The organism is Marinobacter sp. Arc7-DN-1 (assembly GCF_003441595.1).
GTDB lineage: Bacteria > Pseudomonadota > Gammaproteobacteria > Pseudomonadales > Oleiphilaceae > Marinobacter > Marinobacter metalliresistant.
On sequence record NZ_CP031848.1, the window covers coordinates 1,112,719 to 1,129,087 of the forward strand.

Here is a 16,369-nt window from a genome sequence, read left to right on the forward strand (position 1 = left end):
AACCGGACCGGGCCGGTCAGTTGTTGTTCCGGTTGTTTTGGGGCGCAAGCGCCGCGAGTTGCTGAGTTACGTAATCCTGGGTGCTGTTGAGCTGGGAAATCAGGGAGTCAGCTGCCGTAAACTGGCGTACCAACCGTTCACGGTATGCCGTTATTCGCTCTTCGAGGCGGACCTGATTTTGCTGAATCTGCTGCAGTTCCTTGTTCAGGCTCTCGGTGCGGGAATCAATGGCACCGTCCGCACCGACAAAACTGGTTACCAGATCCACCGTGCGCTCGGCCACGCCTTCAACAAAGGTAATGGAACCCCGACTACCTGTCTGATCGCCAAGAATACGAACCTGCAGACCGGAGGCGCCACTGCTACCGCTGTCAAGAAACAGCACCTGACCGTCACCAGTGGCCACTTGACCACCAATTGTGCCCGCAACGTCCAGACCTGTGGAAGCAGTGACGGCATCCAGACCAAACGTAGCGGCATTTTCCGCAGAGGTTAAGGCGACTGCGGACTCGCTGCCATATTTGGCCGAAGTGAAACTCAGATTGCCACTAGCGTCGAGTTCAGCTTTGACCGAAGAGCCCGAGACATTCAGCGCATTATTGCTATTGAGCTGTGATTGAATCTCGTCCACCAGGTCTTGGGCGGATGCGTAGGTTTGCTGGGTCAACTGGAGGTTTACCGAGGTTCCACCGTCCACCTCCAGCGTCAGCTCGTCATTACTGGCATCGATAGTGACACCCCCAGCGAGCGCACTGCCGGCCAGAAGATTGCCCTGAGTCGCAGCCTGCGTAATATTGATGTCGTACTTGCCCGGCTCCGTATCAGTGCCGCTACGAACAAACTCCACCTGGCTGTCAGTGGCTCTGCCTTGCTCTGCGAACAAGGCAGTCACATCATCCGGATTGTTCTTGAGCTGTTCCTCGAACTTCGCCCGGTCAAACTCAAGACCACCGGTTTCGAAATCGGTGGTGATACCCACATCGGCGAGGCTGCGAACACTCGAATTCTCAAGGCCAGGCACCACACGTGTCAGCACCTGGCGCAACTGATCCTGGATAGTCCGAACCGTCCTGTCACCAGTCAGTAAGCTACCCACGCCCGCTTCAGCGTTGAAGCCGGCCAGACTGTCAATGGTGGACTGCAAGCTGTTGAATTTGTCGACGAACGCCTGCACCCGACCCGCAACCGCACCGAAGTCCTGCTTCACTTTTATAATCGAGGTGCCGGTAGCTGAGATATCAAACGTCAACCCATCAATCACGTTCTCAAAGCTATTGGTGGAGCGGGTAACCTCAACACCGTTGATTTCCATAACCGCATCTGAAGCGGCAATGGTTTCGCGCAGACCGGAATCCACATCCATTCCGGTATTGAAGGCAAAGCGCGACAACCCCAGGTTATCGGTATCGGTTCCAACCGTGTCACCCGATACAGAAATACTGACAGCATTGGCGGTGCCGGTCTCATCTGCGGAAAGCACCAACTGGAAACCGTTACCGGTATCGATGACACCTGCTGAAACACCGGCGTCTGAATCGTTGATTGCATTCGCCAACCCCTGAAGAGTGTCGTTGCTGCTATCAACGTTTATGTTCGTGGACTTGTCACCCACAGAGAGCGTGAGCGCTCCCTGGCCTACACTTGTCGCATCACGATCAGCAAACACATCCCGGGAGGCCAGTGCCTGAGCACCTGCGAGGCTGGTCACTTCAACGCTGTAGGTACCGCGACTGGCCTTGGTGCTGTCTACAGAGACACCAACGTCCTCATTGGAAGAGCTCGCCGAGAATGCCTTAAGGTTATCTGGGGCGCTCAGCTGCCGCATTGGCAAGCGCAACTCGGTGATGGCACTACGCAGCTTCCCATAGGCCGATAACAGCGCCTGGGTCTGCTCGGTTTTCCGGGCAAGCCGGTTTTCCGTGGGCGCACGCTCCGCCTTGACCAACTGATCGACCAGGTCAGACGTTAAGACTCCCGAACCAACACCCAACGATGATATGTTTGCCATAACCGTGCCTCCTCAGGAGGGCAAATCGCTTCATTGCTCAAGTTATCGGCAAAATGCGGCAAAACTTTGCCTTTTTCCTTCGCCGATTTGTAACAACTTGTATAACCCAAGCTTGGCCCATAACGCAGAGCACCGCCGGCCCCTCGGGTGCGGCGGTGCTGAAATACCGTCATTTTCATCAGCGCAAAAGCGGCAAGCCCTTACACTTTGATGTTAAACAACGTCAGCGGCTCATCCTGCTGCAAGTTCTCTGCCAACCTCAATGCCACTTCATCGGGGATCTGGCGAATTACTTCCTGGGTTTGCTGGTCGACCACACGAACGACCGTTGCACCCAGCTCGTTATTCACCTCAAACTGCAGATCCCGCTGGACATTCTGAACATAATCATTCAGCTGCGACACCGCATCATCAAGTTCCTCTCGCTGGACCTCATTACGTTTCTGAAGCTGTTCAGCTTTGGAAACATTCTGAGCCTGAGAGACTGACTGAGTCGGCATAGCGCGCCCGGCAGACGAAACAGCAAGGTCGGAGGCATTCCTACCTTCGGCCTGAGATGACGAAATTGCCCGAGCCGGTGCTTGCTCACTGGTACGAACCAGCTTCAGATCCGGGCTGTTCAGGTTAACGTCATTCATAGCTCACCTCGCTATCCTCAAACGGCGGTAACGGCCGGAACCCGAAGGTTCCGGCCGTTACCGCCAGCCCCTTATTGCAGGAGGGACAGAACCTGCTGCGGACGGGCGTTCGCCTGAGCCAGGACCGAGATACCGGCCTGTTGCAGCACCTGAGACTTGGCCAGATTCGCGGTTTCTGCCGCAAAATCTGCGTCCAAAATCCGACTGTTCGCAGCGGAGAGGTTTTCGGCAGTGGTCGCCAGGTTCGAAATCGTGGACTCAAACCGGTTCTGGGCGGCACCCAGATCGGCGCGAATGCTACTGATCTGTTCCAGAGCGGCGTCTGCGATTGCAATTGCGCTGCTGGAGCCCGCGACAGTTCCGATATCGATGGAAGACACGGAGTCAAGGTTAGAACCTACTACAGCATTCGCCCCACCCTCGAGAATGCTACCAGCAGTCTCTGCGATACTGGAGCTCACTGAGAATGTGCCGGAGGAACTGAAGCTCACCTCACCGGATGCGATGGCGCTGTCATTAGCGCCAACGCCGCCGGTCGGACCGGTCAGTGTTACCGCTGTGGGGTCGCCATTGCCCTGGAAATCAATAGTCTCACCAGCGTCGCCGCTGCTGGCAAAATCCTCGATGCGAATATCCTTGCCATCGGACTGGGTCAGCGTGATTTCACCACCGTTGACCTTCGCCGACACACCACTGGTGCCAGTAGTGTCATTGATGGCTTTGGCCAGTGCGCTCAGGTCACCCGTGGTCACGGAAGCAGAGATGGTTGCGGCCTCGCTACCACTGCCCAGCTTGAAGGAAACGTTGCCATCAGCGGACAGGCCAGAGAGAGTCGCAGTTGTAGAAGCTTCCGCAGTCACTCCGGTGCCACCGGTCGTTTCGTTAATGGAAGCGGCGATAGCCTCGGCGGTGTCACCGGCAGTAACCGACACGGTTTCCGAACCTTCCGTGCCAGAAATGGTCAGGGTTTGGGTGGCGATGGTGTTAGTCTCGCCGGTCAGGCTGGCCGCTGCTACCGACACGGAGCCAGTACCCTGGCTAACAGTGGTCGTACTCAGTCCGGCCACTGTGTTGTTGCCCAGGTCGGCGCCACGAGCGCCAGTCACAGACACGGAAATGGTCTGGCCGGCGTTGGCGCCCACCTGGAAATCCTGAGCCGTAAAGCTGCCGTCTAGCAGGTTGAGGCCGTTGAACTGGGTGCTTGACGCAATCCGGTCAACTTCCTGCTTGAGCTGGTTGACTTCGTTTTGCAGAGCAGAACGGTCGGATGCAGAGTTGGTCGAGTTCGCTGACTGTACGCTCAGGTCACGAATACGCTGGAGAATATTTGTGGTTTCCTCAAGCGCACCCTCTGCCGTTTGAGCCAGGGAGATGCCGTCATTCGCATTACGCTGGGCAATATTAAGACCGGAAATCTGCGAGCTGAAGCGAGTAGAAATCGCCAGGCCGGCCGCGTCGTCTTTGGCTGAGTTGATGCGCAAGCCGGAAGACAAGCGCTCAAGAGCCTGATCGTTAATTTTCTGGCTACTGCTCAGTTGGTTCTGAGCGGACAGTGACGCAACGTTCGTATTGATACCGAGAGCCATTATGCTTCTCCTTCGACTGGTGTCGTTTTTTCATGGAAAAGGTCTGGCGCCCGTTATTTTAGTTTGGAGCGCCGGCCAGTTATTCCACTTAACGGCTCCAGCCGTCCATCCTTTAGAAAAAAAGCCATTTGATTTGTAAAGGAATGTAAAACCTACCAGAAAGCGGCAAAACTCTGCCAAAAAGCCACCCTCTTCGCCTTCCGACAATTAACCACAATCGTTTTCTAGAAAAGATTATAGCTCATATTTTCATGAGGTTATCACTGTTTTTAAGAAAATGGCACAGCCTTCGCTTAGAGACTTTAAAAACGGCAATTTAACGAATACCTGCCGGTAATGCGTTGCCAGATGAAAAGGCAGCGAACATCCGGCACCTCTGAGCAGGGAGAAGAGAAATGCCTCAGATCATTAACACCAACATTGCGTCACTGAACGCACAGAGAAATCTAAATACGTCACAGCAAGACTCAAACGTTGCATTACAAAGACTGTCTTCAGGCCTGAGAATTAATTCCGCCAAAGACGACGCAGCCGGCCTTGCTATCTCTGAGCGCTTCACGTCCCAGATCAGAGGGCTCAACCAGGCAATCCGAAATGCCAACGATGGTATTTCTCTGGCTCAGACCGCTGAGGGAGCTCTTGGAGAATCTGGCAACATTCTGCAGCGGATTCGTGAACTAGCTGTTCAGTCTGCCAACGCGACCAACTCCGCTTCGGACAGAAAGGCCCTCCAATCCGAAGTAAACCAGCTCAAAGGTGAACTTGAACGGATCGCCACTACCACTGAGTTCAACGGCCTCAAACTCCTTGACGGCACTTTCCAGGCACAGAAATTTCAAGCGGGTGCCAACGAAAACCAGAGCATTGCTGTTTCCATTGAAGGTGCGCGTACTGCAGACCTCGCCAACAACACGCTGACGGCGAGCAATGCGACCTTAAACCAAGGCACGGGTTCTACAACAGCCGCGAACGCTGCTTTGCCGGCGCAAAACACTATAGCCACCCAGAACCTGACAATTTCCAGCTCGCTGGATAGCCAGGTCGTTCCAATCACTGCTGGTGACACCGCAGAAGACATTGCAGCTGCAATCAATGACATTGGGGCAACCACCGGTGTCAATGCCACAGCCCGAACTTCAGCCACCTTGAGCAATACTGCAACAACACCCATTGCCGTCCCTCAAACTGTGTCTCTGACCATTTCCAACGGGAGCAGCTCAGCAACTATTTCGGCACAAATCACCGATGCCACTGACTTGTCAGCTATTGCGCGCGAAGTCAACGCTGCCTCAGGCAAGACCGGCATCACGGCTGAAGTTGAGAATGACGGCAGCATTACGCTGATCCAGGAACAAGGCAAAGACATTACCATCGAAAACTTTACCGCCTCCGGGGCTCAGCAGCTTGCAGTTCAGGGCAGTGGCGATCCGAGCGCCATCGAGCTGACAAGTGGCGGCGCCAATAACACAAGGATTGCTGGCGAACTGACACTCGATTCCTCTGTCAGCTTTGCGGCATCGTCTGACGCGACCATTGCTGCTGGCAGTGTCCTGAATAGCGCCCAGAATATTGCAGCCGGCTCTTCGCCGGAAGCGGTCGACGGGATAGACATCAGCAGCGTTGATGGAGCCACCAACGCCCTTGCGGTCGTTGACGCCGCGCTCGAGACAATCAGTGGAATTCGGGCTGACTTGGGCGCTGCCCAGAATCGACTCGAATCAACGATCGCCAACCTCAGCACCACCTCCGAAAACCTGTCGGCAGCCCGCTCACGCATCCGCGACGCGGACTTCGCGGCAGAATCCGCCGAACTGGCCCGAACCCAGGTTCTCCAGCAGGCCGGCCTCTCGGTTCTGGCCCAGGCCAACGCGCGGCCGCAGCAGGTGTTGCAGTTGCTGCAGGGCTAAAACGCTGAAACAGAGTCAAAACGGCCGGGGCAACGCACGCCCGGTCGTTTTACTTTGAAAGTCGCCGCCCAATCTCACCCCCTGACAAACATTCCCTCAAACAACGCCGTCCGCCGCATCACCTGCTCACTTTCGTCCCGGAGCCGGGCAAACTCCGGGCTCAGCTCTATCAGCCCGAGCATCTGGCAAAGCGTGATCATCCGGGAACGCAGCGCCGACTTCGCCTGATCTTCTTCGCTCATGTAGCTGACCGGGTAAGCGGCAATCGGTAGCCGAGGGAACGCTTTGAGAATGTCGTCCAGGTATTCCTGCACCGGCCGCCACTGATCGCCTTTCTGCGACAGCAGCCAGAAACAGAACGGGCCGATGTACTGTATGTCTTCCATGCCCTCGTAGTGATCCATCGAGGCCCAGTTGAGTCTGGTGAGTGCGGTTGTGAGCAGGTCCTGGTACACGGTTAGCCAGCCCTTTTTCTCCAGCCTGGCTTCCGCGGTTTTTTTGAGTGAAAGTACACCTTTCTGCTTTTTGGTATAGCCGGCAATTTCCAGCAACACGCGGGTGAGAATCACGGCCAGAATGTGCTCCTCGGAGCGAATCGGAGAATATCTCGCCATCGGTGCCACAATCTCTTCTCCACCGGCTTCAATCATGGCCTTGACCTGTTTGAGAGGCAGATTGCCCTTGCCGGTGAGGCGGATGCCCTTGCCTTTCATGGCCTCAACCAGAACTTTCGCCATCCGGATGACCGGCGCGGTGTCGAGTTCGCGGTTTACGGCTTCGGCATTGATCAGCGGCTTGAACACAGAGGGGCAATTCAGTGGGTTCTGCAGCAGCTCATAAACCTGGCTGGGGCTAAGGCCGAAGAAGTCTCTGGCCGGCGGGATATCGGGTTCGGATTCGGTTTCGGAAAACAGGGCATCCCGCTTGGCGAGCGCCTGGTTGATGTCATCAAGATCCACAAACTCCGGCTCGAACCATTCGCCACCCATCCACTCGCGCACTGCCACATGCTCCGGATGAGCGGCATCTTCCATGGCTTCCAGAAAATCGTAGAATCCGGGCAAGCCACCGACATCCTCTGGCGGGCACTGGCGCACGGCTTTTATGCAGCGGGGCAACGGCTCGCCCTGATCGCCCGGCAGGACCTTTTCAAGCCGTACCTCATGCTCCCAGCTGTCGCCGAAATCATAGTCATACGTCAGAGCCTGCCCCTCCTTGTTGAGCACAGCAGACACTGCCACCATGGTTTCATCCTGAAAATTCAGCATGCCATCGAAATCCTCCGCCGGATCACCAATCAACCGGTCATCACCCGCCTGAAACATATGCAGATGACAGGCCTGCCAGCCCATCGCCAACTGGATAATCCGGTGAAGATCCTGAAACGTGGTGTCCGGCGCAATCAGCAACCGGCGCCAGATCGGCGGCTGGGCGCCAAGAAGTGATACTTTGAGTTGGTAGGCTTTGTTGGCTGGCTGGGGCATAAGGGCTCCGATATTTTGGGCCAGACACCAGGACATTAGGCCGCGGTAAATGTTTTCGGGTCTGACCCAATTGCAAAAAGCTACAGCACGACAAGCTCCATGTTGGACTGACTAACAAACCGTGAAAATCCTTTGTCAAAAGTCAGGAGCTTTTCGCAGCCGCTGCGTTCTGCATGAATAAGGTGAACAAGATCATTTATGCTTTTACCCAAGCCGAGCTCCAACGCCATTTTCATGGCCCCGGCAACATCAACCTTCTCAATCGCGGGTGTAGAGAACTTTTGAAAATAGAGCAACAGATCTTTTTGAGCGGGAAGCTGTCCGAGCTTTGCCAAAACAAAAACCATCTCGGTCAGTACCAACGGTGAAATGGCGAATTGCTGCTTGAGTATGGCGTCTTCAATCAATTTCTCGGCGAGCTTTTGCTTATCAGAGTCCTGATTGATGATGGCGTAGACCAGCACATTGGTATCAAAAAACGTCATTGTTAATATCGTCCTCCATGGACTCAACCGCCATGTCCTTGGCTATTTCAGGTTTCTTCTCTCGCGTTGCCTGCAAGGTCCGGAATTCTGTGAGATCATCACTTGCCGTATGTGCTTGTGGAACTTCATCCACAAGAATAATTACCCGCGCATGCTTGTTAAGAAGGCTCTGCCACTCCTTCAACTCCAGATACTTGCCGGTAATATCGGCTTCAAATTCAATGGCGTACATAACTACCTCACTTAACTGTTCTGAACCCATTCTACTCTCAGGCTTCAGAAGATAACAGCCACACGGTCTTGGGGCCTGACCCCATTCATACGCCGCCTCCCAAACTGGCACACCTTTCGCACCACCTCCCCCAAAGCACGGCAAACCGTCAAAAAACTGCAGACCTTTGCCGCTCCGGATTGCGGCTGTTATCACGAGGTGTCCCATGCAAGCCAAGCATCAAGTCCAGGTATCCCAATCCCAACAGGCCCAGGTTGCCCGTCTGCTTCTGCAGGCCAACCTTGCCTACGGGGAGTCCAACAGCAACGGCCTCAGCCATATCCAGCGGCTGAAGACGCGGCAGGAATGCCGGGGATATCTGAACGAGGCGCTGGCTCTTGAGCCGGAGAACGCCGGCGCTCTGGGCCTGCTTGGGCGGGTGGAGATGGACGACGGGCAGCTTGAGAAAGCCCATACCCTGTTCAACGCCAGCCTGGATCATCAGCCGGGGCAGGCACAGCAGTATTGCAACCTGGGTTACTGGGCCCTGAAAACCGAACGCCCGGCGCTGGCCGAGCAGTATTTCCTGCAAGCCCTGGACTGCGACCGGCAATCCGCCGCCGCTTTCTGTGGCGTTGCCCACTCCAAACGCTTGCAGGGGCAGTTTGATGTGGCCTACCTGCATTACCGAAAGCTTCTGGAAACCGGGGCCGAGTGGGAGTCTGTGTACAGCGGTATGCTGACCTGTGCCCAGCATCTGGAAGTCAACAAGGCGGATTCCGCCCTGGCCCAGGATGCCATTGCCCTGCTCCAGCGGGAGGGCTTGCCGCACCAGGAACTCGGCCGGTTTGTCGGCGCGATCATTCACCAGCAGTACGATCTGGATAACCCGGACGCGCAGATTCTCCTGGAAGCCGCCAGTGAGGATGAACTGCTGATCCTCGCCCTCCGGAAAACCCTGATGCCCAATCCGGCGGTGGAAGAGCTGGTCACGATGCTGCGCCGGGCGATTATTGCCGAAGTGGCGCAAACCGTTGAACTTCGGGACGAACTACAACGCCTGGCCCTGGCCATTGCTGAGTATGTGGACAGAACCGGCTACGCCCTGGCCGCTGAAGATGATGAAGAGCGGCTGGTTGCCGCCATCAATGACAGCATCCAGGCCCAGTTCGCCCTTGGCGAAGATCGGGATACACTGATCGGCTCCCTGATGATCAGCGCCATGTACGGCGCCCTCTTCCACCAGGATTTTGCTGTCCAGCTCGGCCAATGGAATCTCGTAGACTGGCCCCTGGCACTGCAACCGGTTCTGGCCGCCAGCTATTACGACAGGGCGCAAGAGGAAGCCATCAAGCAGAACTTCGATGAGAAAGCCGAAGAGCTCTGCCTGGATAAAACCGATGTGCCCCAGGCATGGCCTGCCTGGTCACAGCTGGCCTGCCGCACAGAAAGCAGCCTGAAAACCCTGATGGCAACGGAGCTGGGGCTGCTCATCGACAACCTGCCTGCCACTCTTCGCATCATGGTCTGCGGCGCCCAGTCCGGCCAGCGCGCTATGGAACTGGCCAGTTACCTGGACGATGTGGAAGTGATCGCGGTGGACGAATCCCTGGCCAATATCGCCAAGGCAACCCGCGTCGCCAATGACATGGGCAGAGACAATATTGTGTTCTGGCCCTGGTCCATTGCCCAGCGTTTCGTGGCCGATGGCCATCAGGTGCACTGGATTGAAGTCGGCCGCCTGCCCTCACCGGCCATGACCAAGCTGTCCCTCGCGGCACTGGTGAACGAAGCCACTGGCTCCGGCGCCGTTGTTCACATGCACACGGCCGTTGCCGAGCAAACCAATGGTGACAAACAGATGCGCAAACTGGTCGCCGAGCACCAACTCCAGCCCACCCGTCAGGCCCTGCGCCAGCTTCGCCGGATGGTTTTGGCCAACCGGAAGGATGCAACCTGGCAGGAACTGACGTCCGATGCCGGCTTCTACAGCCTCGGCGGTTGCCGGGACAGATGGTTCCGGCCCCAGGATACGGCCCAACTGAAAGAACTGATGGCGATGGTCAGCAACGAAGTGGAATGGAAGCTGGTCAAGGCCCGGGATATCGACGGCCACAGCCTGGCAACCGGCCCGGTTCAGAAGCAGATTCAGGCGGAGGCACTGGGGAGTGAGGTGCAGAGCCTGATGGGGCAGAATCTGAGTGTTTACTTCCAGCGCAGAAGATGAAGGGGCAGGCCGGCCGTCGCAGCACTACAGCCGGCCTTTCACCAATCCGGGCATTGAGCCGCACACAGCTTTCGGTTAGCGTAGCCCCTCCTGATTCTGGCACTACCGCGGGAAACTATGCTGATCGACAACCACACCCTCACCAGGATTTTCGACACCAACACCCTGCAGCGGGGCAAGCGCTATTTTGCCCATAGCCGGGTACAGGACCTGACTCTCGATATCGAAGGCATGAGCATTCAGGTGTTGCGGGCTGAGGTTATCGGCAGCCAGTACCAGATCTACCGTACTGAGGTACGGTTTGATCGTTACACGCCCTACAGAATCGATACCTACTGCAGTTGCCCCGTGGGTTTTCAATGTAAACATGCCGCGGCGGTTATCCTGCAGGCCAATTACGAGCAGTCGCAGGTGGATGCGCAGAAGGCGGAAGGCCACCGGAACAGGGCAACGGAACACACGGCGGAAACCTGGCTGGCGCGGCTTGCTTCTGCCGCGGATCCGGCCCCGAAGCCCGCCAGCCCCGAGTGCCTGGTGTACATCATCACTGCGTACACCAGCCTGAAGCGCCTTTCGGTTTCGGTTCGGAAGGTCCGGCCCCGTAAATCCGGTGGTTACTCCAAGGGTTCCGTCAGCAGGGTCTGGGGCCGGACCACACTGGAATATGATCGCCCCAAATACCTGCAGGACAGCGATATCGCGCCGCTTACCTGGCTGGAGGCCGCCCCCACATCCTATCGCTCCGAGCCCCTGCTGGAAGGAGCGACCGGCGCCTTTTTTCTGGAAGCCGCCATGAAAACCGGGCGCCTGTTCCTTGAGTCCGTCAGCAATCCACCACTGCAGCCCGGGGATGCCATCGAGACCGGTTATGAGTGGCAGCAATTGCCCGGCGACCAGCACTGGCAACTGGTGCCATGGGAGCTACCACCGCAGGTTGCGATGCTCAACACCAACCCGCCGCTGTATCTGGATTCCGAAACGCACTGCATCGGGCCGGTTCACAGCGCCCTCTCGCCAGAAGTCAACGATCTGCTGGAGCAATGCCCGCCTTTAACCGAAGAACAGCTGCAGGAAGCCCTGCCGGATCTGACACCGTTACTGGAGCAAGCCCGCGCCCCGCTTCCCGAGTCGTTCAGGGTGCCGGAAATGATCGAAGCCGACCCGCAGCCCATTTTGCAACTATACAGCGTGGATGATCCGTCGCCCGGCGCGCACACGCCCACACTGCTTGCGCGCCTACAGTTTAACTACCGGGGCTACCAGGTTGCCTATGCCGAGCAGGAGCCCCGGCTCCTCCGGCAGACACCGGAAAGCCCGGTACTGATCATCCGCGATGAAGACCAGGAGGCCGGCTTCCTGCACCACGGCCTGCCCGGCTTCCAGTTCCTTGCCGATCAACCGGGCGAGCATGCCCTGAACCAGTTACCCGGTTCCGCCTTGTTGGATTTTACCCTGCCAACCCGGGAAGCCTGGCTCGATTTCATCGCCTATCAGCTGCCACAGCTCCATGCCGAGGGCTGGCAGATTGAAATGGATGAGAGCTTCGATCTGCCAGTGGTGGAGGCAGACCAGTTGCAGGGCAGCCTGCGCCCGGACGACGACGCACAGGGCTGGTTTGAGGTTGAGCTGGGCATAACCTTCAACGGCACCAAAATAGACCTGATTCCCCTGCTGCACCAGGCTCTGGCCTACCTTCCCGGTTACATCGAAGGCAATCAGGAGAGCGCCGATGATCTGCCGGAGACCCTCTGGCTGCACAATGGCGAAACCCTGATTCGAATCCCCTCCGAGCGGATCAAACCGCTGGTGCAAACACTCCTGAGCCTGTTTGGACAAGAAACCAACGGCAAATTCAGACTCCCCCGGCTCGACGCCGCGCAAATCATGGGCAGCACCCGGGCCGAGTGGGACAGCAGTGAGGAGCTCAAGGCGCTGGGCAGAAAACTGACCAGTTTCCAGGCCCTGGAACACGTACTGCCGCCCAGCGAGCTCAATGCCCGGCTACGCCATTACCAGCAGGATGGCCTTAACTGGCTGCAGTTTCTGCGGGAGTTTGGCCTTGGGGGCATACTGGCGGACGACATGGGCCTGGGTAAAACCCTGCAAACCCTGGCGTGCATTCAGGTTGAGAAGTCTGCCGGCCGGCGGAAAGCGCCTGCCCTGGTAGTCTGCCCAACAACCCTGATTGCAAACTGGCAATCGGAAGCGGAAAAGTTCGCACCGGAGCTGAAACTTCTGATCGTGCACGGCAGCCGCCGCAAACCACTGTTCGAGCAGATTCCCGGGGCCGACCTGGTGATTACCAGCTATCCACTGCTACCCCGGGATATCGAACAGCACAAGGCGCAAACCTACAGCCTGGCCTTCTTTGACGAAGCCCAATACCTCAAGAACCCTGCTACCGCCCTGGCCAAAGCTACTCGCAAACTGCCGGCGGAAAACCGGATCGCCCTCACCGGCACCCCCATGGAAAACCACCTGGGCGAGCTCTGGGCCCTGTTTGATCTGATCCTGCCGGGGTATCTGAGCGACCAGAAGACGTTCCGTGATTACTACCGCAAGCCCATCGAAGAAAACGGTGACGCCAGCCGCCAGGCCGAACTCAGCCGCCGCGTGCGCCCGTTCATGCTACGGCGCACCAAAGACCAGGTAACACCGGAACTGCCCCGGAAAACAGAAATCATCCGCCACGTGGAACTGAACCGGGAACAGCAGGACCTCTATGAAACCGTGCGCGCCAGCATGGACAAACGCATTCGCCAGCTCCTGGCCAGCAAAGGTGCTGCCCGCAGCCAGATCGAAATTCTCGATGCCCTGCTCAAGCTCCGCCAGATCTGCTGCCACCCGGCCCTGCTGAACAGCGAAAGTAACGCCGGTTCCGCCAAGATGGATTACCTGCTGGAGATGATCAGCGAATTACTGGAAGAGGGCCGGCGGATCATTCTGTTCTCCCAGTTCACCAGCATGCTCGCACTGATAGAAACAGCGCTGGAGTCTGCCGGCATCCGTTACGAAAAACTCACCGGCCAGACCCGGGACCGTGCCACCCCCGTTAAAAGCTTCCAGAACGGAGACAGTCCGGTTTTCCTGATCAGCCTGAAAGCCGGCGGCACCGGCCTCAACCTCACCGCCGCCGACTGCGTGATTCATTACGACCCCTGGTGGAATCCCGCCGTAGAGCAACAAGCCACCGACCGCGCCTGGCGAATCGGCCAGGACAAACCGGTATTCGTGTATCGCCTTATCAGCGAAGGAACGGTAGAGGAGCGCATTCACGCCCTGCAGGCCCGCAAGAGCCAGCTGGCCGATGGCCTCTATGGAAAACCCGACAGCTTTGCCTCGGCGCTGACTGCCGATGACATCACCGTGCTTTTCGAAAAATAAAAATGGGGTCAGATGAAAGTTCATCTGACCCCATTTTCAGATGTACGGAATCAAAGACTCCCCGTACAAATGCAGGTCCTCCAGCACCTGCCGCTTCTCCGGCGTCAATTCCGGATCCGCCGCCAGGCGCTGTAATTCCCGGGCGTAGGCCTCGAAAGATCGCCAGCCCTTCTTGGGATGCATCAACCGTTGACTACGGAACGCCTCCCAACGCTCGAGCTCTTCGCCCATCAAGGTGCCCGGGTAATTCCTTGCACGGTAACGGAACAGCAGTTCCCGCAGGCGGTCATCCTCAAAGCTGACCTCTAGCTCCCCCAGCGTTTCCACCGGCTGCTCCAGTACCCAATTCAGCTTCTCCCGGTCGGTCCTGCTGATAAAGCCGCCGGCGTAGAGCTGTTCGTCCGGGTCGGTGAGGTCGCTTTCGTGGGGCTGGTCAAAGGCTTCGGCAATCCTGCGCGGAAGGTCCGGCGCCTTGCGCAGCATGGCCAGATTGGCCCGCAGGGTTTCGCCATCCAGTTCCAGTTCGTCCAGCCGCGCCTGAGAAAGGGAGGAAAGCATGGTCGCCGGCGCCAGCACCGGGCATTTGTTCAGCTGCACGCCTTTCAGCGGAAAGCGGCTCACGCCCTCCCCCAGTCCCGCCCGGGAAGTAAACACCCGCTCACGAATCTGCTCAGGGGTGGCGTTGATCAGCTCGCTGGGGTCTTCCCGCAGGTCGTAGACAATCACCAGGTTCTTGTTGGTGGGGTGGTCTGCCACCGGAGCAACCAGGGCACAGCATCCACGGGTCGCCGGGTACTTGGCGGATATGTGGAACACCGGCTTCATGGTGGCGGTGTCGAGCATGGACCGGGCGGAGTGCTTGTCCTTGTTCTGCAGCACGAAATCAAACAGCCTGGGTTGCTTTTCCTTGATCAGCTTTGCAACGGCAATGGTCGCCTCCACATCCGACATGGCATCGTGGGCGGCTTCATGGGTGATCCCGTTGGCGACTGTCAGCGCCTCGAGTTTGAAACTGGGGCTGCCGTCTTCCTTGCGGGGCCAGTTGATGCCTTCCGGGCGCAGGGCGTAGGTCAGCCGCACCATATCGATGATGTCCCAGCGGGAATTGCCATTCTGCCATTCACGGGCGTAGGGATCGCGCAGGTTCCGGTACAGGGTGTGGCGGGTGACTTCGTCGTCGAAGCGCAGGCTGTTGTAGCCCACCACGCAGGTGCCGGGCTGGCTGAAGGCTTCGTTGATCCGGGCGATGAACTGGGCCTCGGGGAGCCCGTCTTCCAGCGCTTTTTGCGGGGTAATACCGGTAATCAGGCAGGCTTCCGGTGATGGCAGGTAATCGTCCGCCGGCTTGCAGTAAAGCACCAGCGGATCCTCGATGATGTTCAGATCCGCATCCGTCCGCACACCGGCAAACTGGGAAGGCCTGTCATGAACCGGATCTACACCGAAGGTTTCGTAATCGTGCCAGTAAAAAGAGCGGATCAAGGGACTAAACTCCTGCCAAATAAATTTCGGACTGGCGGGAGTTTAGCATCTAGAACAGCCGGGTACCCATATCCTCCCGGTGGGTCTGCAGTCGCGGCACGCCCTGGTTGATCAACTGGCTCATATCCACCTTCATGCTCGTGGGCAGATTGATAAACACGCCCTTGCCGGCATTGATTACGTTCGTGCCATCCGGGCTTTGCCACTCAACACCTTCTCGCTGGAAACCGATAAAGAAGTCGCTGGTGAAGCCGGTCGTGCCATCCGCGCTTTCCTGGCCCACAAACAGCGACTGCAATTGGGTCAGCGGCGCACAGTTGATGCCCTGAGCGCAATCGGCCGAACCATCGTTTATACCAATGTAACTGGCCCGATAGTTGGTGGCCTGGGAATTCTGGTCGAATAAGGTGGCGTCAAATTCGGTACCGCTATCATCAACAAGCTTAAGCCCGATATCGCCACTGAAACTGCTGGTCAGTGAAGAGACAGATCCCCTCGCCTGCCCGAACCCCATGCGGAATCCGGAGAGCCTGCCCTCGGCGGGATCTTCCGCCAGCTCGATGTAGGGCTGGAACGCTTCAAAAGGCACCGTGTCACCGGCATTGTAGGCGCGACCGTTATACTGAACGCCGTCATTACGGGCAATGTGCCCCAGGGCCACGTGCTGCGCCGCGAAGTCCACTCCGCCGTCGATCTCACCGGCTTTCACATCGTCCACATTCATCCGGGTTTCCATGTCCATGCTCAGCGTCATCCGCGTGAACTGGTGGGGATCTCCCGGTATGTTTTCAATCTGAATAAAGCCCTGCCCGGTCACCTCACCCATTGTTTCGTCTGAAATGGGCTTCAGCTCGGCCTGGGCAACGGGCGCAATACCCAGGCAGAACAGGGTGACGGCAGCGTATCCATACGCCTGCTGTCTCATATAATTGCGTCTCTGAAAAACCATTATTGTTT

The 16,369-nt window shown here is 57.4% G+C and carries 11 protein-coding genes; 3 read left to right on the forward strand and 8 right to left on the reverse strand.

All coding sequences use genetic code 11. From position 1 onward, the window contains the following. Positions 1-16 precede the first annotated feature (16 nt). The 3 genes from fliD to D0851_RS05195 form a co-directional block, all read right to left on the reverse strand. Positions 17-2,008 (reverse strand): flagellar filament capping protein FliD, encoded by a 1,992-nt coding sequence (gene fliD, locus D0851_RS05185; RefSeq protein WP_117617666.1) that lies wholly within the window; start codon positions 2,006-2,008, stop codon positions 17-19. Between the two features lie 200 nt (positions 2,009-2,208). After that, a complete protein-coding gene (locus D0851_RS05190; protein ID WP_117617667.1) occupies positions 2,209-2,646 on the reverse strand; it encodes a flagellar protein FlaG in 438 nt (145 codons plus the stop codon). 71 nt (positions 2,647-2,717) lie between these two features. Continuing rightward, positions 2,718-4,232 (reverse strand): flagellin, encoded by a 1,515-nt coding sequence (locus D0851_RS05195; RefSeq protein ID WP_117617668.1) that lies wholly within the window; start codon positions 4,230-4,232, stop codon positions 2,718-2,720. Positions 4,233-4,627: 395 nt separating this feature from the next. On the opposite strand from D0851_RS05195, the gene D0851_RS05200 reads away from it, so the two are divergent. Beyond that, on the forward strand, positions 4,628-6,139 hold the full coding sequence (locus tag D0851_RS05200) for a flagellin (RefSeq protein ID WP_117617669.1): 1,512 nt from the start codon (positions 4,628-4,630) through the stop codon (positions 6,137-6,139). A gap of 74 nt (positions 6,140-6,213) precedes the next feature. Here D0851_RS05200 and D0851_RS05205 read toward each other — a convergent pair whose 3' ends face one another. The 3 genes from D0851_RS05205 to D0851_RS05215 form a co-directional block, all read right to left on the reverse strand. Next, positions 6,214-7,623 (reverse strand): plasmid pRiA4b ORF-3 family protein, encoded by a 1,410-nt coding sequence (locus D0851_RS05205; RefSeq protein WP_117617670.1) that lies wholly within the window; start codon positions 7,621-7,623, stop codon positions 6,214-6,216. A gap of 80 nt (positions 7,624-7,703) precedes the next feature. Continuing rightward, positions 7,704-8,108, reverse strand: coding sequence for a type II toxin-antitoxin system VapC family toxin (locus tag D0851_RS05210; RefSeq protein WP_117617671.1), 405 nt, complete (start codon positions 8,106-8,108; stop codon positions 7,704-7,706). Continuing rightward, a complete protein-coding gene (locus D0851_RS05215; protein ID WP_162893689.1) occupies positions 8,095-8,340 on the reverse strand; it encodes a hypothetical protein in 246 nt (81 codons plus the stop codon). The genes D0851_RS05210 and D0851_RS05215 overlap by 14 nt, the downstream gene beginning before the upstream one ends. Positions 8,341-8,545: 205 nt before the next feature. On the opposite strand from D0851_RS05215, the gene D0851_RS05220 reads away from it, so the two are divergent. Together D0851_RS05220 and D0851_RS05225 are read left to right on the forward strand one after the other, a co-directional pair. Continuing rightward, entirely contained in the window at positions 8,546-10,546 is a 2,001-nt protein-coding gene (locus D0851_RS05220; RefSeq protein WP_117617673.1) for a tetratricopeptide repeat protein, read from the forward strand. 117 nt (positions 10,547-10,663) lie between these two features. Continuing rightward, positions 10,664-13,930 carry a DEAD/DEAH box helicase gene (locus D0851_RS05225; protein ID WP_117617674.1) on the forward strand — a complete coding sequence of 1,089 codons (3,267 nt, stop codon included), beginning with the start codon at positions 10,664-10,666 and terminating at the stop codon, positions 13,928-13,930. A 36-nt stretch (positions 13,931-13,966) separates the two neighbouring features. Here D0851_RS05225 and sbcB read toward each other — a convergent pair whose 3' ends face one another. Together sbcB and D0851_RS05235 are read right to left on the reverse strand one after the other, a co-directional pair. After that, complete coding sequence (gene sbcB / locus D0851_RS05230) at positions 13,967-15,412, reverse strand: exodeoxyribonuclease I (RefSeq protein WP_117617675.1); 1,446 nt, start codon at positions 15,410-15,412, stop codon at positions 13,967-13,969. A gap of 49 nt (positions 15,413-15,461) precedes the next feature. Beyond that, complete coding sequence (locus D0851_RS05235; RefSeq protein ID WP_117620290.1) at positions 15,462-16,337, reverse strand: hypothetical protein; 876 nt, start codon at positions 16,335-16,337, stop codon at positions 15,462-15,464. Between the last annotated feature and the right edge of the window lie 32 nt (positions 16,338-16,369).

Excerpts from the sequence above, each read along its gene's own strand:
- D0851_RS05215 (WP_162893689.1), bottom strand. The coding sequence starts at position 8,340 with ATGTACGCCATTGAATTTGAAGCCGATATTACCGGCAAGTATCTGGAG.
- D0851_RS05200 (WP_117617669.1), top strand. The coding sequence starts at position 4,628 with ATGCCTCAGATCATTAACACCAACATTGCGTCACTGAACGCACAGAGA.
- D0851_RS05195 (WP_117617668.1), bottom strand. The coding sequence starts at position 4,232 with ATGGCTCTCGGTATCAATACGAACGTTGCGTCACTGTCCGCTCAGAAC.
- D0851_RS05225 (WP_117617674.1), top strand. The coding sequence starts at position 10,664 with ATGCTGATCGACAACCACACCCTCACCAGGATTTTCGACACCAACACC.
- D0851_RS05235 (WP_117620290.1), bottom strand. The coding sequence starts at position 16,337 with ATGAGACAGCAGGCGTATGGATACGCTGCCGTCACCCTGTTCTGCCTG.
- D0851_RS05205 (WP_117617670.1), bottom strand. The coding sequence starts at position 7,623 with ATGCCCCAGCCAGCCAACAAAGCCTACCAACTCAAAGTATCACTTCTT.
- D0851_RS05190 (WP_117617667.1), bottom strand. The coding sequence starts at position 2,646 with ATGAATGACGTTAACCTGAACAGCCCGGATCTGAAGCTGGTTCGTACC.
- fliD (WP_117617666.1), bottom strand. The coding sequence starts at position 2,008 with ATGGCAAACATATCATCGTTGGGTGTTGGTTCGGGAGTCTTAACGTCT.
- D0851_RS05220 (WP_117617673.1), top strand. The coding sequence starts at position 8,546 with ATGCAAGCCAAGCATCAAGTCCAGGTATCCCAATCCCAACAGGCCCAG.
- D0851_RS05210 (WP_117617671.1), bottom strand. The coding sequence starts at position 8,108 with ATGACGTTTTTTGATACCAATGTGCTGGTCTACGCCATCATCAATCAG.